Here is a 20,407-nt window from a genome sequence, read left to right as displayed (position 1 = left end):
GGCGGGACCGTCCCGGTTCCGTGGGTACGGTGGTGGGTCGTTCGAGTGGCCGTCGTGAAACGATGGGGCCTGTGACCGTACCGAACACACCTCCGGATCCCGCCCCCGCCGATGCGCAGGCGGAGCCGGACGCAGCGCCCGACCCGTTCGCGCCGCCGGCGCACGGCGCCACCGCCTTCGGGGAGGGGACGACTCCGCTGGGGAAGCGGCTGCTGCCGGAGGTGCGGGTCGGTGCCGGTGTCGTGGTCGCCTGTCTGGTGGCCGCACTGGTGGTGGCCGGGCTGTGGGTCTGGCTGGCGCCGAAGGTGCCGCTGCTGGTGGACGGGGACCGCATCCTCTACGCCGACCCCGAGGGCGAGCAGCGGGCCGGGGCCGACGCGGTGTTCGTGCTCATCGCCCTGGGGGCCGGGATCCTGACCGCGCTCGGGGCTTTCCTGGTGACCCGGCGGCGCGGTGGCGGCATCGCGGTCGCGGTGGGGCTGACCGTCGGCGGGCTGCTCGGATCGATCGGGGCCTGGCGGATCGGGCGGTGGCTCGGGCCGAGCGGCGACCTGATCGGCCAGGCCCGGCGGGTCGGCGACGGCGGCCACTTCGACGCGAGCATCGACCTGGGGGCGCTGGGGGCGCTGCTGGTCTGGCCGATGACGGCGATGGTGGTGCTGCTCCTGCTCTCGGCCGCGTTCGGGAAGCGCGAGGAGGACCCGCCGCCGTACTGGGCGCCGGTCGCGCAGGCTCCGCTGGGGGTGCCGCCGACGGGCACGCCGACGGGGACTCCGACGGGTGCGCCGACGGGGCAGTGGGCCGGGCCGGGGACGGGGAGCGGCCCGGAGCGCTGACCGCTGCCCGCGGGCGGGGGTGCGCTCAGCGGGCGATGGCGGCGGTGTGGGCCCCGGTGAGCGCGACCAGGTCGGCGGGGGCGAGTTCCACTTCGAGGCCGCGGCGGCCGGCCGAGACGTAGACGGTGGGGTGGCCGAGCGCGCTGGCGTCGACGACGGTGCGCAGCGGGCGGCGCTGGCCCAGCGGGGAGATGCCGCCGCGGACGTAGCCGCTGCTGCGCTCGGCGGCGGCCGGGTCGGCCATGGCGGCGCGCTTGCCGCCGACGGCCGCCGCCAGGGCCTTGAGGTCGAGCTGGCCGGCGACCGGGACCACGCCGACGGTGAGGGTGCCGTCCACGTCGGCGACGAGGGTCTTGAAGACCCGCTCGGGCGTGACACCGAGGGCCTCGGCGGCCTCGCCGCCGTAGGAGGCGGCGGCCGGGTCGTGGTCGTAGGCGTGCACGGTGAACGGGACGGCGGCGGCCTCCAGGGCGACGGTGGCGGGGGTGCCCTGCCCGCCCTTCCTGCTCTTCTTGGCCATGCGGGGTCCTCGGGCTCCTCGGTCAGTTGGGGCTGAAGCGCTGGCGGGTGAGGTCGGCGGCGGGCAGCGAGGGCAGCCAGCTGAGGACGGCGGTCTCGCGGCGCAGCAGGTCGAGTTCGGCGCGCAGCCGCTGGGCGGTGTCCGGGCAGGCGAGCAGCCGCTGCTTGACCGGGGTCTCGAACACCGAGGCGGCGGCGACCAGGTAGGAGAGCACCTGGGGGTCGTCCGGGAGCTCCTGGCGGCCGACGGTGCTGGCCTCGCGGGCGCCGGCCAGGCGCTTCTGGTAGACCCGGAACGCCCGCTCGACCTCGGAGGCCAGGGCGCCGGAGCCCTCGCCGGGGAGCTCCTCGATCGGCTCGATCTCGCCGGTCAGGTACGGGCCGGAGACGTCCGCCGAGCGCAGCCGGAACCGGGTGGTGCCGGTGACCAGTAGCTCGTAGCGGCCGTCCGGCTGGTGCTCGACGGAGGCGACGTCGGCGACGCAGCCGATGTGGAACAGCGCCTCCAACGGGTCCCCGGTGGCGGTGCCGAGGCCGTCCAACGGGCCGGCCGGGCCCTCCTCGGGCCTGACCGGCGCGACCTCCCGGCCGTCCCTGATCGCGAGCACGCCGAACCGCCGGGGGGTGTCCTCGGAGTGTTCGAGCAGGTCGGCGACGAGACGGCGGTAGCGCTCCTCGAAGACGTTCAGGGGCAGCACCAGGCCCGGGTAGAGCACGGTGTTCAGCGGGAAGAGCGGCAGCCGTTCTGTCACGGCGGACAGCGTAGTTCCCCGGACGGGGGCCTTGTCGCACGGATGACGAGGCCACCCGGTCGGCGGCCCCCGCCGCCGCCCGGCTCAGCCACGCTGGAGCATCCGCGTGGCGCCGGCGACGACCGTGGAGGCGAGCAACCAGCCGATGACGACCAGCCCGGCGGAGATCCACTGGGAGAGGCCGCCCGGGTTCCAGCCGCCCTGGTTGAGGTCCACGATCGGCAGCAGCTGGTTCAGGGTGTACAGCACCGCGTTCCAGTGCGGGCGCTCGTCGGCCTTGAGCGGCTCCGGCGGGTGGGTGGCGAACCAGAGGCTGCCGAGGATCCAGGCGAGCAGCAGCCACAGGCCCGCCCGGCCCGGCCGGTAGCCGTAGCCGACGGTGGCGTCCTGGACCGCGCCCCAGGCGCGGGCGGGCAGCGGCAGGGTGCGGCGGCGCCGGCGCTGCTTGGCGTAGAGCACCTCGCGGGCGTCGTCGTCGGCGCCGTCGCGGCGCAGGGCGGCGGCCAGCTGCTCGTAGGACTCGGGCTGGAAGTCCACCGAGGAGCCCTCCAGCCAGGCGATCCGCTGCTGGACGGTGAACGTGCTGATCGGGCGCAGGTTCTCGTAGACGAAGCCGGTGAGGCCCAGGTGCTTGCCGAGCGGCCAGGCGTGCGGCCGGTCGACCAGGTTGCCGACCCGGGCGCGGGAGAGCGAGACGGTGCCGGTGGGGCGGAAGTCGCAGGAGAACCGCAGCTCGGGGGTCTGGATGCGGCGCAGCGAGAGCTCGTCGTCGTCCTCCAGGTGGAACTCGCCGGAGATCAGGCAGGCGCCCTCGAAGCGGGAGTCGGACAGCCGGACCCGGCCGAAGGCCCGGAACGGGGTGACGGGGCCGTCGGGCGGCGGGACCTGGCCGTAGCCGGAGCCGTAGTAGCCCCGGGAGCCGATCCAGCCGAGGTCGGCGGAGCCGGTCAGGTAGAGGGTGTGGCCGATGGTGACCCGGACGGCGTTGAGGCAGGTCTGGTTGTGCCGGCGGTCGGCGTGCAGCTGGGCGCCGCGCAGCGAGAGCCGGCCGCCTATCCGGGCCGTGCGTATGCTCAACTCGCCCCGGGTCTCCAGGCGTTCGGCTTCGAAGTCCTGGTTGACGGTGATCCCGTCGGCGGAGACGGCCCGGCCGTAGCGGTCGCCGCCGACGTGCGTCTGGTTGAGCAGCAGGTCGGTGCCGATCTTGGCGTCGGTGAGCCGGATGCCCTCGGGGAGCCGGCAGCGGGCCAGGTGGAGGTCGCCGGTGGTGGAGATCCGGGAGGCCTCCAGCCGGGGGATCAGGCAGTTCACGAAGCGCAGCGTCGGGGCCGAGGCCTCGGAGAGCAGGATCTTGTGCTCGAAGCGGCACTCGTGGAGCTCGATGTAGCGGTCTATGGCGGCGCCGGCCAGGTTGAGCGCGCCGGTGACCAGCACACCGCTGAACCGCAGCGAGGCGACCCGCCCGGGGGCGGGCCGCGGGCCGGCCAGCAGCAGGTGGGCGAGCACCTCGGCGCGGACGGTGCGCTCGGGGCCCCAGTCGGCGTCGCCGAAGGGGTCGTCGGCGTCCGCGTCGCCCGTTCGCAGGTCCAGGATCACACCTTGGCGGTAAGCCTCCCAGAGCCGCTGCTCGACCCCCGTCCAGCCCTCCGGAGCACGCTCCGCCATGGTTTCCCCCGTCCCCCGGTCGTCTCGCCTTTCGTATCACGGACTGAAATGCGGGACCAGCGGTTCCGGCCACTCCTTACACTGGGTGGCGTGATCTCTCGAATCGACCTCCGCGGCTCGCTGGACGACCCGCGTGACCTGCTGCCCCGTGCCGAGTTCGACGTCGCGGCCGCCCTGGAGAAGGTGCGGCCGATCGCCGAGGACGTACGCCATCGCGGGGTCGCGGCGCTGATCGAGATCACCGAGCGCTTCGACGGCGTCCGGCTGGAGTCGACCCGTGTCCCGGCCGAGCAGCTCACCGCCGCGCTGGAGACGCTGGACCCGAAGGTACGGGCCGCGCTGGAGGAGTCGATCCGCCGGGCCCGCGCCGTGCACGCGGACCAGCGCCGCAGCGGGCACACCACCCAGGTGGTGCCGGGCGGCACCGTCACCCAGCGCTGGGTGCCGGTCGAGCGGGTCGGCCTGTACGTGCCGGGCGGGCTGGCGGTCTACCCGTCCTCCGTGGTGATGAACGTGGTGCCGGCCCAGGAGGCGGGCGTCCGGGGCATCGCGGTCACCTCCCCGCCGCAGAAGGAGTTCGGGGGACGCGTCCACCCGGCCGTCCTGGCGGCCTGCGCGCTGCTCGGCGTGGACGAGGTCTACTCCGTCGGCGGCGCCCAGGCGGTCGCGATGTTCGCCCTCGGCACCGAGGAGTGCGCGCCGGTCAACGTGGTGACCGGTCCGGGCAACATCTACGTGGCCGCCGCCAAGCGTTACTTCGCCGGCCGGATCGGCATCGACTCCGAGGCCGGCCCGACCGAGATCGCCGTCCTCGCCGACGACAGCGCGCTGGCGTCCGACGTCGCCGCCGACCTGATCAGCCAGGCCGAGCACGGCCCGACCTCCGGCTCGGTGCTGGTCACCGACTCCCCGGCGCTCGCCGACGCCGTCGAGGCCGAGCTGGCCGCGCAGGTCGCGCGGACCAAGCACGCCGAGCGGGTGGCCGAGGCGCTGGGCGGCAAGCAGTCCGGCATCATCCTGGTCGACGACCTGGAGCAGGGCCTCGCCGTGGTCAACGCCTACGCGGCCGAGCACCTGGAGATCCAGACCCGGGACGCGCACGCGGTGGCGGCCCGGGTGGTCAACGCCGGCGCGATCTTCATCGGCCGCTGGACCCCGGTCTCGCTGGGCGACTACGCGGCCGGCTCCAACCACGTGCTGCCGACCGGCGGCTGCGCCTGCCACTCCTCCGGGCTGTCGGTGCAGACCTTCCTACGCGGTGTCCAGGTCGTCGAGTACGACCGGGACGCGCTGGCGGACGTCGCCGCGCACGTGGTCAACCTGGCGAACGCCGAGGACCTGCCGGGGCACGGGGACGCGATCAAGGCCCGCTTCGACTGGACGGTGCCCGGCTCGTGACTCACATGACTCGCATCGACGACCTCCCCGTCCGGGACGAGCTGCGGGGCCAGTCCCCGTACGGCGCGCCGCAGCTGGACGTGCCCGTCCAGCTGAACACCAACGAGAACCCGTACCCGCTGCCCGAGGAACTGGTGGCCCGGATCGCCGAGCGCGTCGCCGAGGCCGCCCGCGGGCTGAACCGCTACCCCGACCGGGACGCGGTCGAGCTGCGCGAGGGCCTCGCCGCGTACCTCGCCGAGACCACCGGCTTCCCGGTCGGCCGGGCGCAGGTGTGGGCCGCCAACGGCTCCAACGAGGTGCTCCAGCAACTGCTGCAGACCTTCGGCGGCCCCGGCCGCAGCGCGCTCGGCTTCGAGCCCTCGTACTCCATGCACGCGCTGATCTCCCGGGGCACCGGCACCGCCTGGATCTCCGGGCCGCGCAACGACGACTTCACCATCGACGTGGACGCCGCCGTCGCCGCCATCGCGGAGCACCGGCCCAACGTGGTGTTCATCTGCTCGCCCAACAACCCGACCGGCACCGCCGTGGACGCCGACACCGTGCTGCGGCTGTACGAGGCCGCGCAGGCCGCCCGGCCCAGCCTGGTCGTGGTGGACGAGGCGTACGTCGAGTTCTCGCACCGCGCCTCGCTGCTGCCGCTGATCGAGGGCCGGCCCAACCTGGTGGTCAGCCGCACCATGTCCAAGGCCTTCGGCGCGGCCGGGCTGCGCCTGGGCTACCTGGCCGCCGACCCGGCCGTGGTGGACGCGGTGCAGCTGGTGCGCCTGCCGTACCACCTGTCGGCCGTCACCCAGGCCACCGCGCTGGCCTGCCTGGAGCACACCGACACCCTGCTCGGGTACGTCGGGCGGCTCAAGGAGGAGCGCGACCGGCTGGTCGACGCGCTGCGCGGGATGGGCCTGGAGGTCACCGACTCGGACGCCAACTTCGTCCAGTTCGGCCGCTTCGCCGACACCCACGCGGTGTGGCAGGCGATCCTCGACCAGGGCGTCCTGGTCCGCGACAACGGCGTCCCCGGGTGGCTGCGCGTCACCGCCGGCACGCCCGCCGAGAACGACGCCTTCCTGGACGCCGTCCGCACTGTGATCAAGGAGCTGTAACCCCCATGTCCCGCATCGGACGCGTCGAGCGCACCACCAAGGAGACCTCGGTCCTGGTCGAGATAGACCTCGACGGCACCGGGAGGACCGACATCTCCACGGGCGTCGGCTTCTACGACCACATGCTCGACCAGCTCGGCCGGCACGGCCTGTTCGACCTCACCGTCAAGACCGACGGTGACCTGCACATCGACACCCACCACACCATCGAGGACACCGCCCTCGCGCTCGGCGCCGCCTTCAAGCAGGCGCTCGGCGACAAGGTGGGCATCTACCGCTTCGGCAACTGCACGGTGCCGCTGGACGAGTCGCTCGCCCAGGTCACCGTGGACCTCTCCGGCCGGCCGTACCTGGTGCACACCGAGCCCGAGGGCATCGCGCCGATGATCGGCTCGTACGACACCACCATGACCCGGCACATCCTGGAGTCCTTCGTGGCCCAGGCGCAGATCGCGCTGCACGTCCACGTGCCGTACGGGCGCAACGCGCACCACATCGTGGAGTGCCAGTTCAAGGCGCTGGCCCGGGCGCTGCGCTACGCCGCCGAGCGCGACCCGCGCGCGGCCGGAATCCTCCCGTCGACCAAGGGTGCGCTGTGAGCAACACCGCGATGATCCTCGTCTTCGTCGGCCTCTTCCTGGCCGGCGGAGTCATCTCCTTCTGGAAGCAGAAGCAGTCGAAGGGCGTCATCCTGGTGCTCGCCTTCGGCTCCGTGATGTGCCTGGCCTCCGGCCTCATGCGCCTGTAGACCCGCCGCCCGCCGCAGAGAGACTGGACACCTGAACATGGGCAAGAACGTCGTCGTCCTCGACTACGGCTCCGGCAACCTCCGCTCCGCGCAGCGCGCCCTGGAGCGGACCGGAGCGGACGTCACCGTCAGCGCCGACTACGACACCGCGATGGCCGCGGACGGCCTGCTCGTCCCCGGCGTGGGGGCCTTCGAGGCCTGCATGCGCGGACTCAGGTCCGTCCGCGGGGACTGGATCATCGGCCGCCGGCTCGCCGGGGGTCGACCGGTCATGGGCATCTGCGTCGGCATGCAGATCCTCTTCGAGAAGGGGGTCGAGCACGGCGTGGAGACGGCCGGCTGCGACGAGTGGCCAGGCACCGTGGAGCCGCTGGAGGCCCCCGTCGTCCCGCACATGGGCTGGAACACCGTGGACGCCCCCGAGGGCAGCCGGATGTTCGCCGGCCTCGACCCCGAGACCCGCTTCTACTTCGTGCACTCCTACGGGGTGCGGCACTGGGAACTGGAAGCCCACAGCGCGCGGATCAACGCGCCGCTGGTCACCTGGGCCACCCACGGGCAGCCGTTCGTCGCGGCCGTCGAGAACGGCCCGCTCTGGGCCACCCAGTTCCACCCCGAGAAGTCCGGCGACGCCGGCGCCGCCCTGCTGACCAACTGGGTCAACACCCTCTGACTTTCTGAGAGTTGGATCTCTGATGAGCCTCGAACTGCTGCCCGCCGTCGACGTCCGCGACGGTCAGGCCGTCCGCCTGGTCAAGGGCGCCTCCGGCACCGAGACCTCCTTCGGCGAGCCGCTCGCCGCCGCCCTCGCCTGGCAGAACGCCGGCGCCGAGTGGCTGCACCTGGTCGACCTGGACGCCGCCTTCGGCACCGGCTCGAACTACGAGCTGCTGCGCGAGGTCACCGCACAGCTGGACGTCAAGGTCGAGCTGTCCGGCGGCATCCGCGACGACGAGTCGCTCGCCCGCGCGCTCGCCACCGGCTGCACCCGGGTCAACCTCGGCACCGCCGCCCTGGAGGCCCCGGAGTGGGTCGCCAAGGCCATCGCCGAGCACGGCGACAAGATCGCCGTCGGCCTGGACGTGGTCGGCACCACCCTGCGCGGCCGCGGCTGGACCCGCGACGGCGGCCAGCTCTTCGAGGTGCTGGAGCGCCTGGACCGGGAGGGCTGCGCCCGCTACGTCGTCACCGACGTCAACCGCGACGGCACCCTGACCGGCCCCAACCTCCAGCTGCTGCGCGACGTCTGCGCCGCGACCGACAAGCCCGTCGTCGCCTCCGGCGGCGTCTCCTCGCTCGACGACCTGCGGGCGATCGCCTCGCTCGTCGCCGAGGGTGTCGAGGGCGCCATCGTGGGCAAGGCACTCTACGAGCAGAAGTTCACCCTCGAAGAGGCCTTGGAGGCGGTTTCCGGATGACGGACGGTCGGATCGTACGCGGCAGGGTCGCTGGATTCTCCCCCTGGGAGGACGAGTTCGGCTACGCCCGGGCGGTCGCCGCGGGTGACCACGTGCACGTGGCCGGCTCCACCGCCTGGGTGGACGGCCGGATCGAGCACGAGGGGGACCCGTACCGGCAGACCCTCGCCGCGTTCGGCGTCGGGCTCCACGCCCTGGCCGCGTACGGTCTGACCGCGCAGGACGTGGTGCGCACCCGGATGTACATCACCCACGTCCGCGACGCCGAGGACGTGGGCCGGGCCCACCGCGAACTCTTCGACGCCGCCCGCCCGGCGGCCACCATGGTGGTCGTCGAGGGACTGATCGACTCCCGGATGCTGGTCGAGGTCGAACTCGACGCGTACCGATCCGGGCTGGCAAGGATCCTGGAAACCCAGGAGCCCCCGAAGCCCCTGGAATCCCCGGAACCCCTGGAAGGCAAACAGCCGTGACCCTCGCAGTACGTGTCATCCCCTGCCTGGACGTCGACGCCGGGCGGGTGGTCAAGGGCGTCAACTTCCAGAACCTGCGCGACGCGGGCGACCCGGTCGAGATGGCCAAGCTCTACGACGCCGAGGGTGCCGACGAGCTGACCTTCCTCGACATCACCGCCTCCTCCGGCGACCGGGAGACCACCTACGACGTGGTCCGCCGCACCGCCGAGCAGGTCTTCATCCCGCTGACGGTCGGCGGCGGCATCCGCGCCGTCGAGGACGTCGACAAGCTGCTGCGGGCCGGTGCCGACAAGGTCGGCGTCAACACCGCGGCCATCGCCCGGCCGGAGCTGGTCCGCGAGATCGCCCAGCGGTTCGGGCGGCAGGTCCTGGTGCTCTCGGTGGACGCCCGGCGCTGCCCCGAGGGCACCGAGACGCCGTCCGGCTTCGAGGTCACCACCCACGGCGGGCGGCAGGGCACCGGCCTGGACGCCGTCGAATGGGCGGGCCGCGCCGCCGAGTTGGGCGCGGGCGAGATCCTGCTCAACTCGATGGACGCGGACGGCACCAAGGACGGCTACGACCTGGAGATGATCCGGGCCGTGCGCAAGGCCGTCTCGGTGCCGGTGATCGCCTCCGGCGGGGCCGGCAAGCTCGCGGACTTCGCGCCGGCCGTCGACGCGGGCGCGGACGCGGTGCTGGCCGCCAGCGTGTTCCACTTCGGGGACCTGCGGATCGGCGAGGTCAAGGGCGCGCTGCGGGAGGCCGGGCACCCGGTGCGGTGACGCTGCGTGCGTGACGAGGGCCCGCGGTTCCGGGGCGGGCCCTCGCCGTGTGCTCGGGACTCCCGTGTGCCCGGGAGTCCCGCGTGCTCAGGACTCCTGCGGCTCGCCGTGGATCAGCGCGAACGGGGCGCCGTTCGGGTCCGCCAGCCAGGCGATCCGGCCGACGTTCTCCACGTCCGAGGCCGCCATCAGCACCGAGCCGCCGACCGCCGTCGCGGCGGCCACCCGCGCGTCCACGTCCTCGGCGGCGAAGTACGGCGTCCAGGCGGAGGGCTGCTCCGGGGACATGGTCGGGGCGATGCCGCCGAAGCTGGTGTCCTCCTGGTCGCCCTCGGCGGTGGAGAGCACCCGGTAGGTCATGCCCGGCGACGGCTCGAACTTCTGCATCCGCCAGCCGAAGAGCTTCTCGTAGAAGGCGAGGGCGGCGTCCGGGCCGGAGGTGTGCAGCTCGGCCCAGACCAGGGCGCCCTCCTCGGAGACGGCGCCCAGCCCGGTGGTGCCGCCGGACTGCCAGAGGGCGAACTCGGCGCCCTGGGGGTCGGTGAGGGCGGCGAACCGGCCCTCCTGCATCACGTCCATCGGCGGCACCCGGACGGTCGCGCCGGCCTGTTCGGCGGCCTCCACGGTGGCGTCCGCGTCCCCGGTGCGGAAGTACGTCGTCCAGGCGGACCGGGCGCCCGGGTCGAGGTTGCCGAGGGCTCCGACAGTCCTGCCGTCCAAGTGGAGGAACCCGTAGCCGCCGGCCTCGGGGATCTCCTGGAAGGTCCAGCCGAACACCTTGCCGTAGAACGCGGCGGTGGCGGGGATGTCCGGGCTGCCCAGGTCGATCCAGCAGGGCGAGCCGATGGGGAAGTCGGTGGTGAGCATTGCGGGGTGCTCCTTCGACGCGGAGGGACCGGGACGGTTCCATCGGGCGCGCCCACGCGCCACCCCGGCCACCTGCGAGTCTGCACCCGGGCCCGGACATCCGCAGCCGGAGGCCGTCCGCGCCGGACGGCCCGGGCCGCTACCGCGGCGGCAGCGGCAGCACGTGGCGCAGGGCCTCGACGGCGTCCGGGGCGCCATCGACGGTGAGGGTGGTCCGGGCGCCGCGGCCGTAGGTGAAGAGGACGAGCTCGGCGGGTTCGCCGGCGAGGCGGACGGTGGGGGAGCCCGCGGGGCCGACGGTGAGGGAGCGGCCGTCGGGGTGGGTGAGGGCCAGGCGGACCGGGGACCGGCGGCCCGCCTCCATGCGGGCGATGAGGGGCATACGGCGCCAGAGGGCCTCGGCGCGGCCCGGCGGGACGGGCTGCGGGGTCCAGTCCTCGGCCGCGCGCAGGACGTCCTCGGCGTGGACGTAGTACTCGATGGTGTTCGCCGCCTCGTCGGCGCCGGGCAGCGCGAACGGGGAGTAGACCGGCGGGCCGGCCCGGAACAGCCGCACCAGCTCCTCGTACGGCCGCTCGGCGTACTCGTCCTGCACCCGCCGCGTCCACCCGGCGAGGGCACCGACCCGGATGCCGGCCGCCGCGTCGGGGCGGCGCTCGCGGATCACCAGGTGGGCGGCCAGGTCCCGGGTGGTCCAGCCGGCGCAGAGGGTGGGGGCGTCCGGGCCGGCGGCGGTGAGCAGCCGGGCGAGGCGGTGGCGTTCGGCGAGGGCGTGGTTCGACATGGCGTCAGCCTAGGGCCTGCGGATCCGCGCCGGGGCGGGGCCGTTCCTGCTCGGGGGAGCGGAGACGGCCCCGCCCCGGTGGCGTCCGGGAGCACCGGTGGCCGACGGGTGGGGCTACCTCGGCAGGTCGTCGCGCTTGATCCGGCGGCCCTCACCAGCCAGACGCCGTCCCGCCGCACCGGGACGTCGTCGCAGGTGCTGCTGGAACGGATCGTCGGCGTGTTGCCGCGCGGGATCCCCGGCACCAACGCGTAGCCGCTGACCCGCAGTTCGTCCTCGTCGCCGGACTCGACGTCGACCATGCCGAGCCAGTGCCGGCGCTGAACGCCGCGGCGGTCGTAGTCGTCGACGAGGGTACGGGCCGCGGCCGCGATGGCGGCCCGCCCGACGACGGCCGCAACGGGCCTCGAACTCGACGGCGGCCGGCCGGCCGGCGCCGTCCGCACCCGTTCCGTCGGCCAGTCCGGCGGCGGCGTCCGCGGCCGGGCCCGGCGTCACCCTCGCAGCCGGGCCGCCGCGGCCACCCCCGTTCACCCGGCCGAAGGCGCGTCACCCGAACCCCCGTCCGCCCTCGAGCGCGACCGTTCGACCCCCGGCGCCGCCGCCCGGACGGGGTGAGTTCGGCGAACCGCCTGCCGGGGACGGGGCGGGTGGGCCATCCTCTTGGCCATGACCTCCGAGCAGCCGCCGCCCGCAGCCGGCTCCCGTCCGTCCCGGGGCCTGGTCCTCACCGTCGCCGTCGTGCTGGTCGTCCTGCTCGCGGTGGTGGCCACCGCGGTGCTGTGGCCGGACGACAGGAAGCCGGCCGCCGCGCCGCCCCCGCCCACCCCCACGGCCACGGAGACCCCGACGCCGACACCCACCCCGACGCCCACGCCGGCCAAGCCGCAGCCGCCGTACGCCTTCTTCCCGGTCGGCGCCTGCTTCGACCACCCGCAGCTGAGCCCGGTGATCACCAAGCCCGAGGAGCGGCCCTGCGCCGGCGAGCACGACGGCGAGGTGATCGCCGACCTCAGGCTCGCCGACGGCCTGACCGGTGAGATCCAGGTCGCCCTCGCCATGCGGGAGGGGTGCAAGGACGTCGAAGCCGCCGCCAGGGCCCACCAGACCGACGGAAGGACCTACTACGGCCGCCAGTTCGGCCCGGCGATGGCCAACTACCAGCAGGGCTGGCGCGACTACACCTGCGCCCTGGCCGTCAGCAACAAGCAGGGCGGCCCCAAGCTCACCGGGCAACTGCATTCCTAGCGGTTCCCCGATTCCCAGCGGTTCCCCCGCGGGCGATCCGTGCCCCCGCGGGGGAGCGGGGCGGGGCACGCCGGGGCGGTGGGGCGGGCTGACACAATGGGGCTCATGTCCACCACACCCGCCACTCCCGGCAGCACCGCCCTCGCCCCCGAGATCGCCGCGCGGCTCAAGCGCACCGAGGACGGGCTGATCCCGGCCATCGCCCAGCAGTACGACACCGGCGAGGTGCTGATGCTCGGCTGGATGGACGACGAGGCGCTGCACCGCACCCTCACCACGGGCCGCTGCACCTACTGGAGCCGCAGCCGCCGTGAGTACTGGGTGAAGGGCGACACCTCCGGCCACGTCCAGGCGGTCAAGTCGGTGGCCCTGGACTGCGACGGCGACACCCTGCTGGTCAGGGTCGACCAGAGCGGCGCGGCCTGCCACACCGGCGACCGCACCTGCTTCGACGCCGACGTGCTCCCGCTGTCCTGACCCCACCCCGTCCACAACTCCAGAAGGTGCCGCCCGTCATGGATCTCGAAGCCTTCCGCAAGCTCGCCGTCGACACCCGGGTCATCCCGGTCACCCGCAGGCTCCTCGCGGACGGCCTCACCCCGATCGGCCTCTACCGCAGCCTCGCCGAGGAGCGGCCCGGCACCTTCCTGCTGGAGTCCGCCGAGCAGGGCCGCAGCTGGTCGCGCTACTCCTTCGTCGGGGTGCGCAGCGCCGCCGTGCTCACCGTCGGCCCGGACGGCGGGGCCCGCTGGCTCGGCACCCCGCCGGTCGGCATCCCCACCGACGGCGACCCGCTGGAGGTGCTGCGCGCCGCCCTCCAGGCGCTGCACACCCCGCGCATGACGGACGACGGCCTGCCGCCGCTCACCGGCGGCCTGGTCGGCTACCTCGGCTACGACATCGTCCGCCGGCTGGAGAAGCTCCCCGACCTCAACCCGGACGACCTCGGCCTGCCCGAGCTGACGATGCTGCTCGCCACCGACCTCGCCGTGCTCGACCACGTCGACGGCACGGTGCTGCTGATCGCCAACGCCGTCAACCACAACGACCTGGCCAGCGGCGCCGACGAGGCCTGGGCGGACGCGGTGGCCCGGCTGGACGCCATGGAGGCCGAGCTGTCCAAGCCGGTCGACCCGGGCCTGGCCACCTTCACCCCGGCCGGCCCCGGCGAGGTGCACTCGCCGTTCGGCGGCGAGCCGTACCGGGCCGCGGTGGAGGAGGTCAAGGAGCGGATCCGGGCCGGCGAGGCCTTCCAGGTGGTGCCCTCGCAGCGCTTCGAGGCGCCCTGCCCGGCCTCCGCGCTGGACGTCTACCGGGTGCTGCGCACCACCAACCCCAGCCCGTACATGTACCTGTTCCGCTTCCCCGGGCCGGACGGCGCCGCCGAGGGCGGCTTCGACGTGGTCGGCTCCAGCCCGGAGGCGCTGGTGAAGGTCACCGAGGGCGAGGCGATGGTGCACCCGATCGCCGGCACCCGGCACCGCGGGGCCACCCCGCACGAGGACGCGGAGCTGGCCGCCGAGCTGCTCGCCGACCCCAAGGAGCGGGCCGAGCACCTGATGCTGGTGGACCTCGGCCGCAACGACCTCGGCCGGGTCTGCGAGCCGGGCAGCGTCGAGGTGGTCGACTTCATGCAGATCGAGCGCTACAGCCACGTGATGCACATCGTGTCGACCGTCACCGGCAAGGTGGCGCCCGGGCGCACCGCCTTCGACGTGCTGACCGCCTGCTTCCCGGCCGGCACCCTGTCCGGCGCGCCCAAGCCGCGGGCGATGCGGATCATCGAGGAGCTGGAGCCCACCCGCCGCGGCCTGTACGGCGGCTGCGTCGGCTACCTGGACTTCGCCGGGGACTCGGACACCGCGATCGCGATCCGCACCGCGGTACTGCGCGACGGCACCGCGTACGTGCAGGCCGGCGCGGGCGTGGTCGCCGACTCCGACCCGCACGGCGAGGATACCGAGTGCCGCAACAAGGCGGCCGCCGTGCTGCGGGCCGTCGCCACCGCCAATACGCTGCGGAGGCCGGAACTGTCCTGAGGCGCGAGGAGGCGGCCGGGATGCCCGAGGTGCCGTACGACGAGCTGCGCTGGGCGGTCGTGCTCGGCGCCGCCGGACAGCTCGGCGAGCAGCCGGCCGGTCACGGGCGGGTGCTGTCGGGGGTAGCGATCGACTTCCCGGCGGCGCCCGGCGGTCCGGGGCCGTACGGGCCCGACCGGCCGGACCGGGTGGTGCTCGCCCCGGACCTGGCCGTGCTCGCCCGGGACGCGGTGCGCGGCGGGCGGGGCCGGTTCGGCGCGGCCGGGGTCGAGGCGGTGCTGGAGGTGGCCCGGCCCGGTCTGGCGGAGGCGGCGAGGGCGTACGCGCGCAGCGGCGTGCCGCTGTACCTGGTGGTCGATCCGGCGGCGGCGGTCTGCACCCTGCACACCGCGCCGTCCCCCGAGGGCGTGTACCGGGAGGCCGAGCGGGTGCCCTTCGGCAACGACCTGTTCCTGGCGCTCGGCGGCCGCACGGTGGTGCTGCGGACGGACGAGTTCCCGACGCCGTCACCCGCTCCGTCCGCCGCGCCGCCCGACGCTCCGGACCCGGCGCCGTTCCCCACCCCGGGTACGGACCCGGGCGTCGGCCGGGGGATAGTGGACGGGTGACCGCAGAGCAGACTCCCGCCCCCGCCGCTCCCAGCCGCCGCACCCTCGGCGTGATGCTGCTGCTGACGGTGCTGAGCGCCGTCCTGGTGCTGACCGCGGCCGGGCGGACCTGGGCCGAGGGCCGGGCCGGCACCCTGGACGTGTCCGTCACCGGCGGCAAGATCTCCGAACTGCCCGGCGGGCTGGCCCTGGTGGGCCTCGCCGCGGCCGTCGCGGTGTTCGCGGTGCGCGGCGTCGGACGGCTGGCGGTCGGCGCGCTGACCCTGCTGGCCGGGCTCGGCGCGGCCGCCGCCTCGGTGGCCGGGGCGGGCGACACCGCCGCGCTGGACGCCGAGGCCGCCCGCAAGCTGGCGCTGACCGGATCGGCGGCCACCGAGGTCGCGCACACCGCCTGGCCGTGGGTCGCGCTGGTCGGCGGGCTGCTGCTGGCCCTGGCCGGCGTGCTCACCCTGCGGTACGGCCGGGGCTGGCCGGCCATGGGCAGCCGCTACGAGGCGCCGACCCGCAAGGCCCCGGTGAAGTCCGACACGCCGGGCGACCTGTGGAAGGCGCTGGACCGGGGCGAGGACCCGACCGCGGTGTGAGCCGCGGGCATGTGACGCGATAGACCCGCCACCCGCTTTGGGTCACCGATGTGTGGCCCGGCACAATGGAACCCGTCAACCCGCCGGCGGCCCCGCAGGCCCGGCCGGGCCCCGAGAGCCAAGGAGCACCACTCAGATGGCAGCAGCAGCACACGGCCACACCCCCGCCGCCTGGACCGGCGTCGTCATCTCCTTCGTCGGTTTCGGCGTCGCGGGCGTCGCGATGATCCTGCCGTCGGTGCTGCTCGTCTGGGTCGGCCTGGCGGTCGTCCTGGCCGGCGGCGTGGTCGGCAAGGCCATGTCCCTCGCGGGCATGGGCCAGCAGGCCAGCACCAACGTGTACAAGTCGGCCGAGGAGCAGATCGCGGCCCGTGAGGCCCGCGCCGTCGTCGCCGCCTGACGAACGGCTCGTCGCACCACACGTTTGTCGTACATCGGAACGGCGGGCGCGCCACGCCCGCCGTTTCGTCGTGTCCGGGCCCGACCCGGGCAGAATCGGGGCGTGACCTCCGCCCCCACCGCCTCCGCCCCGCCGCCCGTGCTGCGCCGGCTGAGCCCGCCGCTGACCGCGCTGGCGGCGGTGGCCGTCCCCGCCGCGTACGTCGCCGTGGTGGACCCGAACACCCCCGGGCACTACCCCGACTGCCCGTTCCTGACCGCCACCGGCTGGTGGTGCCCGGGCTGCGGGGGGCTGCGCTGCGTCCACGCGCTGACCCACGGGGACCTCACCGGCGCCCTGCACGACAACGCCGTCCTGGTCCTGCTGGTCGGGGTGCTGGCGGTGCTCTGGCTGCGCTGGGGCTGGGCCGCGCTGACCGGCGGTCCGCCGCCCAGGATCACCGTCGGGGCCCGGCGCTGGGCGCTGATCGCCCTGCTGGTGCTGGTGTTCACCGTGGTGCGGAACTCGGGGATCGGTGCCGGGCTGGCACCGCCGCTGGTCTGATCCGGCCACCCGGGCGCCCCTTCCGGCCACCGGACCGCCGCCCTCCCGGGCCGCCGTCGCCGGGCTCGAAGACCGGCCGAAAACCAGTGCGAAGGCCGGCCGAAAACCGGTGCGGGACCGGTGAAGCCGCAGCTGGGGGCCGTCGGTGCGGACGTCCGGTCCGCGAGACGCGGCTCGAACCGATGCGCCCCCCGCCGCCGGGTGCCGATACCATCGAAGAGCCGGTGGGCTGTCGCCCGCCGACTCGCGCCGACCAACTGGCAGAAAAGATGGGGGCTCCTGAGTGAGTGTGCTCGACTCGATCATCGAAGGGGTCCGCGAGGACCTCGCCGAGCGGCAGGCCCGGGTCTCCTTGGACGAGCTCAAGGAGCTCGCCGCCAGGGCCCCGGAGGCCAAGGACGGCGTCGCCGCCCTCAGGGGCGACGGGGTCCGGGTGATCTGCGAGGTGAAGCGCTCCAGCCCGTCCAAGGGCGCCCTGGCCTCGATCGCCGACCCGGCCGCCCTGGCGGTCGACTACGCGGCCGGCGGTGCGGCCGCGATCAGCGTGCTGACCGAGCGGCGCCGCTTCGGCGGCTCGCTGGCCGACCTCGACGCCGTCCGCGCCGCGGTGGACACCCCGGTCCTGCGCAAGGACTTCATGGTCACCGCCTACCAGCTGTGGGAGGCCCGCGCGCACGGCGCCGACCTCGCGCTGCTGATCGTCGCCGCCCTCGACCAGTCGGCCCTGGTGTCGCTGATCGAGCGCGCCGAGTCGATCGGCCTCACCCCGCTGGTGGAGGTGCACGACGAGGAGGAGATCAAGCGCGCGGTGGACGCCGGCGCCCGGATCATCGGCGTCAACGCCCGCAACCTCAAGACGCTCGAAGTGGACCGCAACACCTTCGAGAACGTCGTCCACGCCATCCCGGACGGCATCGTCAAGGTCGCCGAGTCCGGCGTGCGCGGCCCGCTGGACGTGATCAACTACGCCAACCTGGGCGCCGACGCGGTGCTGGTCGGCGAGACCCTGGTGACCGGCAAGGACCCGCGTGCCGCGGTCGCCGACCTGGTCGCCGCCGGGGCCCACCCCGCCGTCCGGCACAAGGACTGACGCCACCCGATGAAGATCGCCGCCCGACTCGCCCCCGGTTGCCGCCCGCGCGGCTGCCGCGCACCCGCACGCCGGGTGTTGGGGCGTCGGGTGCGGTACGTCATCGGGTGCGAGCCCGGGCAGGTACCGGGACGGCGATGGCGCGTGACGTCCGGCTGACCGGCCCACCAGCCGGAGCGGCCGAGAAGACGTCATCGTCGTTCATCTCCGTTCAAGGGAAACCACCATGTCCGAGAAGGACTACCTGCCCGGTGCCCAGGTGCCGGACGCGCGCGGCTACTTCGGCGCGTACGGCGGCCGCTTCATCCCCGAGGCGCTGGTCGCCGCGGTCGAGCAGGTCGCCGAGGAGTACGAGAAGGCCAAGGCCGACCCGGCCTTCGCCGCCGAGCTCGACGCGCTGCTCAAGGACTACACCGGGCGCCCGAGCCCGCTGACCGACGTGCACCGCTTCTCCGCCGAGGCGGGCGGCGCGCGCATCCTGCTCAAGCGCGAGGACCTCAACCACACCGGCTCGCACAAGATCAACAACGTGCTGGGCCAGGCGCTGCTCACCAAGCGGATGGGCAAGACCCGGATCATCGCCGAGACCGGCGCCGGCCAGCACGGCGTGGCCACCGCGACCGCCTGCGCGCTGTTCGGCTTCGACTGCACCATCTACATGGGCGAGGTCGACACCGAGCGCCAGGCGCTCAACGTCGCCCGGATGCGGATGCTCGGCGCCGAGGTGGTGGCCGTCAAGTCCGGCAGCCGGACGCTCAAGGACGCCATCAACGAGGCGTTCCGGGACTGGGTCGCCAACGTCGACTCCACCCACTACCTGTTCGGCACCGTCGCCGGGCCGCACCCGTTCCCGATGATGGTCCGGGACTTCCACCGGATCATCGGGGTCGAGGCGCGGCAGCAGGTGCTCGACCGGACCGGCCGGCTGCCCGACGCGGTCGTGGCCTGCGTCGGCGGCGGCTCCAACGCGATGGGGATCTTCCACGAGTTCATCCCGGACGCCGGGGTGCGGCTGGTCGGCTTCGAGGCGGCGGGCGAGGGCGCCGAGACGCCCCGGCACGCGGCCACCCTCACCAAGGGCGACCCGGGGGTGCTGCACGGCTCCCGGACGTACGTCCTGCAGGACGAGGACGGGCAGACCATCGAGTCGCACTCGATCTCGGCGGGCCTGGACTACCCGGGCGTCGGCCCGGAGCACGCCTGGCTGAAGGACACCGGGCGGGCCGAGTACCGGCCGGTCACCGACGACGCCGCGATGCAGGCGCTGCGGCTGCTGTCCCGCACCGAGGGGATCATCCCGGCCATCGAGAGCGCCCACGCGCTCGCCGGGGCGCTGGAGCTGGGGCGCGAGCTCGGGCCGGAGGCGACCATCCTGGTCTCGCTGTCGGGACGCGGGGACAAGGACATGCACACCGCGGCCCAGTACTTCGGACTGTACGACGAGCAGGCCGGCGGCTCGGGCGACGCCTCCGCCGAGGGGGGTAAGTGACCATGACTTCCAAGCTGAGCACCAGCAAGCTGAGCGGCCGGCTGGCGGCCGCCAAGGCCGAGGACCGGGCCGCGCTGATCGGGTACCTGCCGGCCGGCTTCCCGACCGTGGACGGCGGCATCCGGGCGATCAACGCGCTCATCGAGGGCGGCTGCGACGTGGTCGAGGTCGGGCTGCCGCACTCCGACCCGGTGCTGGACGGCGCGGTCATCCAGACCGCCGACGACATCGCCCTGCGGGGCGGAGTGCGGATCAAGGACGTGCTGCGGACCGTCCGGGAGGTCGCCGCGGCGCACCCCGAGGCCGCGGTGCTCGTGATGACGTACTGGAACCCGGTCGACCGCTACGGCGTGGCGCGCTTCGCGGCCGACCTGGCGGCCGCGGGCGGGGCCGGGTGCATCCTGCCGGACCTGCCGGTGGAGGAGTCCGAGGAGTGGCGCAAGGCGGCGGACGAGCACGGTCTTGACACCGTGTTCGTGGTCGCCCCCAGCAGCAAGGACGCCCGGCTGGCGGAGGTCACGGCGGCCGGCAGCGGCTTCGTGTACGCGGCCGCGGTGATGGGCGTGACCGGGACGCGGTCCGCCGTCGGGTCGATGGCCGAGGACCTGGTCGCCCGGACCAGGGCGACGACGGACCTGCCGGTCTGCGTCGGGCTCGGGGTCTCGGACGCGGTGCAGGCGGCGGAGGTCGCCCGGTTCGCGGACGGGGTGATCGTCGGGTCGGCGTTCGTCAAGCGGATCCTGGCCGCGGGCGAGGACGAGACGGCCGCGCTGGACGCGGTGCGGGCCCTGGCCGGGGAGCTGGCCGAGGGCGTGCGCCGGCACTGACGCGCGGCAGGGACATCCGGCCGACGGCCCCCCACTCCAGCGGGAGTGGGGGGCCGTCGGCGTTCCACCCGGCGTCGCCGGTCCGCTGCGGGGCGCGGGCACGGGCGTGCGGCTCCGCTCCGCGCTCCCGGCCGGGCTCGCGGACCCGAACGGGTGAACAAGGGGTGGGGACACGCATCAGCCGGGGTTGACGGACGTTGAGAGGAGGGACGAGTGCACGAACGGTTTCGCGGTCGAGCGGAAGGG

The 20,407-nt window shown here is 74.3% G+C and carries 26 protein-coding genes and 1 pseudogene; 21 read left to right on the top strand and 6 right to left on the bottom strand.

All coding sequences use genetic code 11. The features are described 5' to 3' along the window. Positions 1-71 precede the first annotated feature (71 nt). Positions 72-836 carry a hypothetical protein gene (locus ACGF13_RS05680; RefSeq protein ID WP_392869271.1) on the top strand — a complete coding sequence of 255 codons (765 nt, stop codon included), beginning with the start codon at positions 72-74 and terminating at the stop codon, positions 834-836. Positions 837-861: 25 nt separating this feature from the next. On the opposite strand, the gene ybaK is transcribed toward ACGF13_RS05680, so the two are convergent. From ybaK to ACGF13_RS05665, 3 genes are all read right to left on the bottom strand, one after another. Next, positions 862-1,356 (bottom strand): Cys-tRNA(Pro) deacylase, encoded by a 495-nt coding sequence (gene ybaK, locus ACGF13_RS05675; protein WP_392869269.1) that lies wholly within the window; start codon positions 1,354-1,356, stop codon positions 862-864. 22 nt (positions 1,357-1,378) lie between these two features. Next, positions 1,379-2,107, bottom strand: a complete 729-nt coding sequence (locus tag ACGF13_RS05670) for an LON peptidase substrate-binding domain-containing protein (protein WP_392869267.1) — start codon at positions 2,105-2,107, stop codon at positions 1,379-1,381. An 84-nt stretch (positions 2,108-2,191) separates the two neighbouring features. Next, the gene (locus ACGF13_RS05665; protein ID WP_392869265.1) at positions 2,192-3,772 is read right to left on the bottom strand and encodes an oxidoreductase; all 1,581 of its coding nucleotides are present in this window, start codon (positions 3,770-3,772) and stop codon (positions 2,192-2,194) included. 90 nt (positions 3,773-3,862) lie between these two features. Between ACGF13_RS05665 and hisD the strand changes: the two genes are divergently transcribed. The 8 genes from hisD to hisF are packed head-to-tail and all read left to right on the top strand — an operon-like array spanning position 3,863 to position 9,682. Further along, positions 3,863-5,170 (top strand): histidinol dehydrogenase, encoded by a 1,308-nt coding sequence (gene hisD, locus ACGF13_RS05660; RefSeq protein ID WP_392869263.1) that lies wholly within the window; start codon positions 3,863-3,865, stop codon positions 5,168-5,170. A 5-nt stretch (positions 5,171-5,175) separates the two neighbouring features. Next, a complete protein-coding gene (locus ACGF13_RS05655) occupies positions 5,176-6,276 on the top strand; it encodes a histidinol-phosphate transaminase (protein ID WP_392869261.1) in 1,101 nt (366 codons plus the stop codon). Positions 6,277-6,281: 5 nt separating this feature from the next. Then, the gene (gene hisB / locus ACGF13_RS05650; RefSeq protein ID WP_049650368.1) at positions 6,282-6,875 is read left to right on the top strand and encodes an imidazoleglycerol-phosphate dehydratase HisB; all 594 of its coding nucleotides are present in this window, start codon (positions 6,282-6,284) and stop codon (positions 6,873-6,875) included. Next, positions 6,872-7,024: a hypothetical protein gene (locus tag ACGF13_RS05645; protein ID WP_392870133.1), complete on the top strand. Its 153-nt coding sequence runs from the start codon at positions 6,872-6,874 to the stop codon at positions 7,022-7,024. The genes hisB and ACGF13_RS05645 overlap by 4 nt, the downstream gene beginning before the upstream one ends. Positions 7,025-7,061: 37 nt before the next feature. Then, positions 7,062-7,697 carry an imidazole glycerol phosphate synthase subunit HisH gene (gene hisH / locus ACGF13_RS05640; RefSeq protein ID WP_392869259.1) on the top strand — a complete coding sequence of 212 codons (636 nt, stop codon included), beginning with the start codon at positions 7,062-7,064 and terminating at the stop codon, positions 7,695-7,697. A 22-nt stretch (positions 7,698-7,719) separates the two neighbouring features. After that, a complete protein-coding gene (gene priA, locus ACGF13_RS05635) occupies positions 7,720-8,442 on the top strand; it encodes a bifunctional 1-(5-phosphoribosyl)-5-((5-phosphoribosylamino)methylideneamino)imidazole-4-carboxamide isomerase/phosphoribosylanthranilate isomerase PriA (RefSeq protein ID WP_392869257.1) in 723 nt (240 codons plus the stop codon). Next, complete coding sequence (locus tag ACGF13_RS05630) at positions 8,439-8,915, top strand: RidA family protein (protein WP_392869255.1); 477 nt, start codon at positions 8,439-8,441, stop codon at positions 8,913-8,915. The genes priA and ACGF13_RS05630 overlap by 4 nt, the downstream gene beginning before the upstream one ends. After that, entirely contained in the window at positions 8,912-9,682 is a 771-nt protein-coding gene (hisF, locus tag ACGF13_RS05625) for an imidazole glycerol phosphate synthase subunit HisF (protein WP_392869253.1), read from the top strand. Before ACGF13_RS05630 ends, hisF begins: the two co-directional genes overlap by 4 nt. An 87-nt stretch (positions 9,683-9,769) precedes the next feature. Here the strand turns inward: hisF and ACGF13_RS05620 are convergent, their stop codons facing one another. Together ACGF13_RS05620 and ACGF13_RS05615 are read right to left on the bottom strand one after the other, a co-directional pair. Beyond that, a complete protein-coding gene (locus ACGF13_RS05620) occupies positions 9,770-10,549 on the bottom strand; it encodes a VOC family protein (RefSeq protein WP_392869251.1) in 780 nt (259 codons plus the stop codon). Positions 10,550-10,688: 139 nt separating this feature from the next. After that, the gene (locus ACGF13_RS05615) at positions 10,689-11,333 is read right to left on the bottom strand and encodes a TIGR03085 family metal-binding protein (protein WP_392869249.1); all 645 of its coding nucleotides are present in this window, start codon (positions 11,331-11,333) and stop codon (positions 10,689-10,691) included. Between the two features lie 108 nt (positions 11,334-11,441). On the opposite strand from ACGF13_RS05615, the gene ACGF13_RS05610 reads away from it, so the two are divergent. Continuing rightward, a complete protein-coding gene (locus ACGF13_RS05610; RefSeq protein ID WP_392870130.1) occupies positions 11,442-11,588 on the top strand; it encodes a hypothetical protein in 147 nt (48 codons plus the stop codon). On the opposite strand, the pseudogene ACGF13_RS05605 reads toward ACGF13_RS05610, so the two are convergent. Next, positions 11,543-11,779, bottom strand: a pseudogene (locus ACGF13_RS05605) (hypothetical protein); the annotation flags it as partial. The gene ACGF13_RS05610 and the pseudogene ACGF13_RS05605 sit on opposite strands and share 46 nt — an antisense overlap. A gap of 223 nt (positions 11,780-12,002) precedes the next feature. Here ACGF13_RS05605 and ACGF13_RS05600 point away from each other — a divergent pair. The 11 genes from ACGF13_RS05600 (at position 12,003) to trpA (ending at position 20,161) form a co-directional block, all read left to right on the top strand. Then, positions 12,003-12,581, top strand: a complete 579-nt coding sequence (locus ACGF13_RS05600) for a hypothetical protein (protein WP_392869247.1) — start codon at positions 12,003-12,005, stop codon at positions 12,579-12,581. 105 nt (positions 12,582-12,686) lie between these two features. Then, complete coding sequence (hisI, locus tag ACGF13_RS05595; RefSeq protein WP_392869245.1) at positions 12,687-13,058, top strand: phosphoribosyl-AMP cyclohydrolase; 372 nt, start codon at positions 12,687-12,689, stop codon at positions 13,056-13,058. Positions 13,059-13,096: 38 nt separating this feature from the next. After that, the gene (locus ACGF13_RS05590) at positions 13,097-14,620 is read left to right on the top strand and encodes an anthranilate synthase component I (RefSeq protein WP_392869243.1); all 1,524 of its coding nucleotides are present in this window, start codon (positions 13,097-13,099) and stop codon (positions 14,618-14,620) included. 20 nt (positions 14,621-14,640) lie between these two features. Further along, complete coding sequence (locus ACGF13_RS05585; RefSeq protein ID WP_392869241.1) at positions 14,641-15,228, top strand: Uma2 family endonuclease; 588 nt, start codon at positions 14,641-14,643, stop codon at positions 15,226-15,228. A gap of 53 nt (positions 15,229-15,281) precedes the next feature. Next, positions 15,282-15,812 (top strand): TIGR02234 family membrane protein, encoded by a 531-nt coding sequence (locus ACGF13_RS05580; RefSeq protein WP_392870057.1) that lies wholly within the window; start codon positions 15,282-15,284, stop codon positions 15,810-15,812. Between the two features lie 136 nt (positions 15,813-15,948). Continuing rightward, positions 15,949-16,212 carry an HGxxPAAW family protein gene (locus ACGF13_RS05575; RefSeq protein ID WP_392869239.1) on the top strand — a complete coding sequence of 88 codons (264 nt, stop codon included), beginning with the start codon at positions 15,949-15,951 and terminating at the stop codon, positions 16,210-16,212. Positions 16,213-16,314: 102 nt separating this feature from the next. Further along, positions 16,315-16,755, top strand: coding sequence for a DUF2752 domain-containing protein (locus tag ACGF13_RS05570; RefSeq protein ID WP_392869237.1), 441 nt, complete (start codon positions 16,315-16,317; stop codon positions 16,753-16,755). A 283-nt stretch (positions 16,756-17,038) separates the two neighbouring features. Continuing rightward, entirely contained in the window at positions 17,039-17,845 is an 807-nt protein-coding gene (gene trpC / locus ACGF13_RS05565; RefSeq protein WP_392869235.1) for an indole-3-glycerol phosphate synthase TrpC, read from the top strand. 9 nt (positions 17,846-17,854) lie between these two features. Continuing rightward, a complete protein-coding gene (gene trpM, locus ACGF13_RS05560; RefSeq protein WP_188296911.1) occupies positions 17,855-18,004 on the top strand; it encodes a tryptophan biosynthesis modulator TrpM in 150 nt (49 codons plus the stop codon). A 67-nt stretch (positions 18,005-18,071) separates the two neighbouring features. Further along, positions 18,072-19,334 (top strand): tryptophan synthase subunit beta, encoded by a 1,263-nt coding sequence (trpB, locus tag ACGF13_RS05555; RefSeq protein ID WP_392869234.1) that lies wholly within the window; start codon positions 18,072-18,074, stop codon positions 19,332-19,334. Between the two features lie 2 nt (positions 19,335-19,336). After that, a complete protein-coding gene (gene trpA, locus ACGF13_RS05550) occupies positions 19,337-20,161 on the top strand; it encodes a tryptophan synthase subunit alpha (protein WP_392869232.1) in 825 nt (274 codons plus the stop codon). Positions 20,162-20,407: the final 246 nt, after the last annotated feature.

This window comes from Kitasatospora sp. NPDC048286 (assembly GCF_043201735.1).
Taxonomy (GTDB): Bacteria; Actinomycetota; Actinomycetes; order Streptomycetales; family Streptomycetaceae; genus Kitasatospora.
This window is presented reverse-complemented; position numbering and strand designations above follow the sequence as displayed.

Excerpts from the sequence above, each read along its gene's own strand:
- trpM (WP_188296911.1), top strand. The coding sequence starts at position 17,855 with ATGAAGATCGCCGCCCGACTCGCCCCCGGTTGCCGCCCGCGCGGCTGC.
- priA (WP_392869257.1), top strand. The coding sequence starts at position 7,720 with ATGAGCCTCGAACTGCTGCCCGCCGTCGACGTCCGCGACGGTCAGGCC.
- hisB (WP_049650368.1), top strand. The coding sequence starts at position 6,282 with ATGTCCCGCATCGGACGCGTCGAGCGCACCACCAAGGAGACCTCGGTC.
- ACGF13_RS05615 (WP_392869249.1), bottom strand. The coding sequence starts at position 11,333 with ATGTCGAACCACGCCCTCGCCGAACGCCACCGCCTCGCCCGGCTGCTC.
- hisI (WP_392869245.1), top strand. The coding sequence starts at position 12,687 with ATGTCCACCACACCCGCCACTCCCGGCAGCACCGCCCTCGCCCCCGAG.
- ACGF13_RS05590 (WP_392869243.1), top strand. The coding sequence starts at position 13,097 with ATGGATCTCGAAGCCTTCCGCAAGCTCGCCGTCGACACCCGGGTCATC.
- ACGF13_RS05630 (WP_392869255.1), top strand. The coding sequence starts at position 8,439 with ATGACGGACGGTCGGATCGTACGCGGCAGGGTCGCTGGATTCTCCCCC.
- ACGF13_RS05665 (WP_392869265.1), bottom strand. The coding sequence starts at position 3,772 with ATGGCGGAGCGTGCTCCGGAGGGCTGGACGGGGGTCGAGCAGCGGCTC.
- ACGF13_RS05600 (WP_392869247.1), top strand. The coding sequence starts at position 12,003 with ATGACCTCCGAGCAGCCGCCGCCCGCAGCCGGCTCCCGTCCGTCCCGG.
- trpB (WP_392869234.1), top strand. The coding sequence starts at position 18,072 with ATGTCCGAGAAGGACTACCTGCCCGGTGCCCAGGTGCCGGACGCGCGC.
- ybaK (WP_392869269.1), bottom strand. The coding sequence starts at position 1,356 with ATGGCCAAGAAGAGCAGGAAGGGCGGGCAGGGCACCCCCGCCACCGTC.
- hisH (WP_392869259.1), top strand. The coding sequence starts at position 7,062 with ATGGGCAAGAACGTCGTCGTCCTCGACTACGGCTCCGGCAACCTCCGC.
- ACGF13_RS05620 (WP_392869251.1), bottom strand. The coding sequence starts at position 10,549 with ATGCTCACCACCGACTTCCCCATCGGCTCGCCCTGCTGGATCGACCTG.
- ACGF13_RS05580 (WP_392870057.1), top strand. The coding sequence starts at position 15,282 with ATGCTGCTGCTGACGGTGCTGAGCGCCGTCCTGGTGCTGACCGCGGCC.
- ACGF13_RS05575 (WP_392869239.1), top strand. The coding sequence starts at position 15,949 with ATGGCAGCAGCAGCACACGGCCACACCCCCGCCGCCTGGACCGGCGTC.
- ACGF13_RS05655 (WP_392869261.1), top strand. The coding sequence starts at position 5,176 with ATGACTCGCATCGACGACCTCCCCGTCCGGGACGAGCTGCGGGGCCAG.
- trpA (WP_392869232.1), top strand. The coding sequence starts at position 19,337 with ATGACTTCCAAGCTGAGCACCAGCAAGCTGAGCGGCCGGCTGGCGGCC.
- ACGF13_RS05585 (WP_392869241.1), top strand. The coding sequence starts at position 14,641 with ATGCCCGAGGTGCCGTACGACGAGCTGCGCTGGGCGGTCGTGCTCGGC.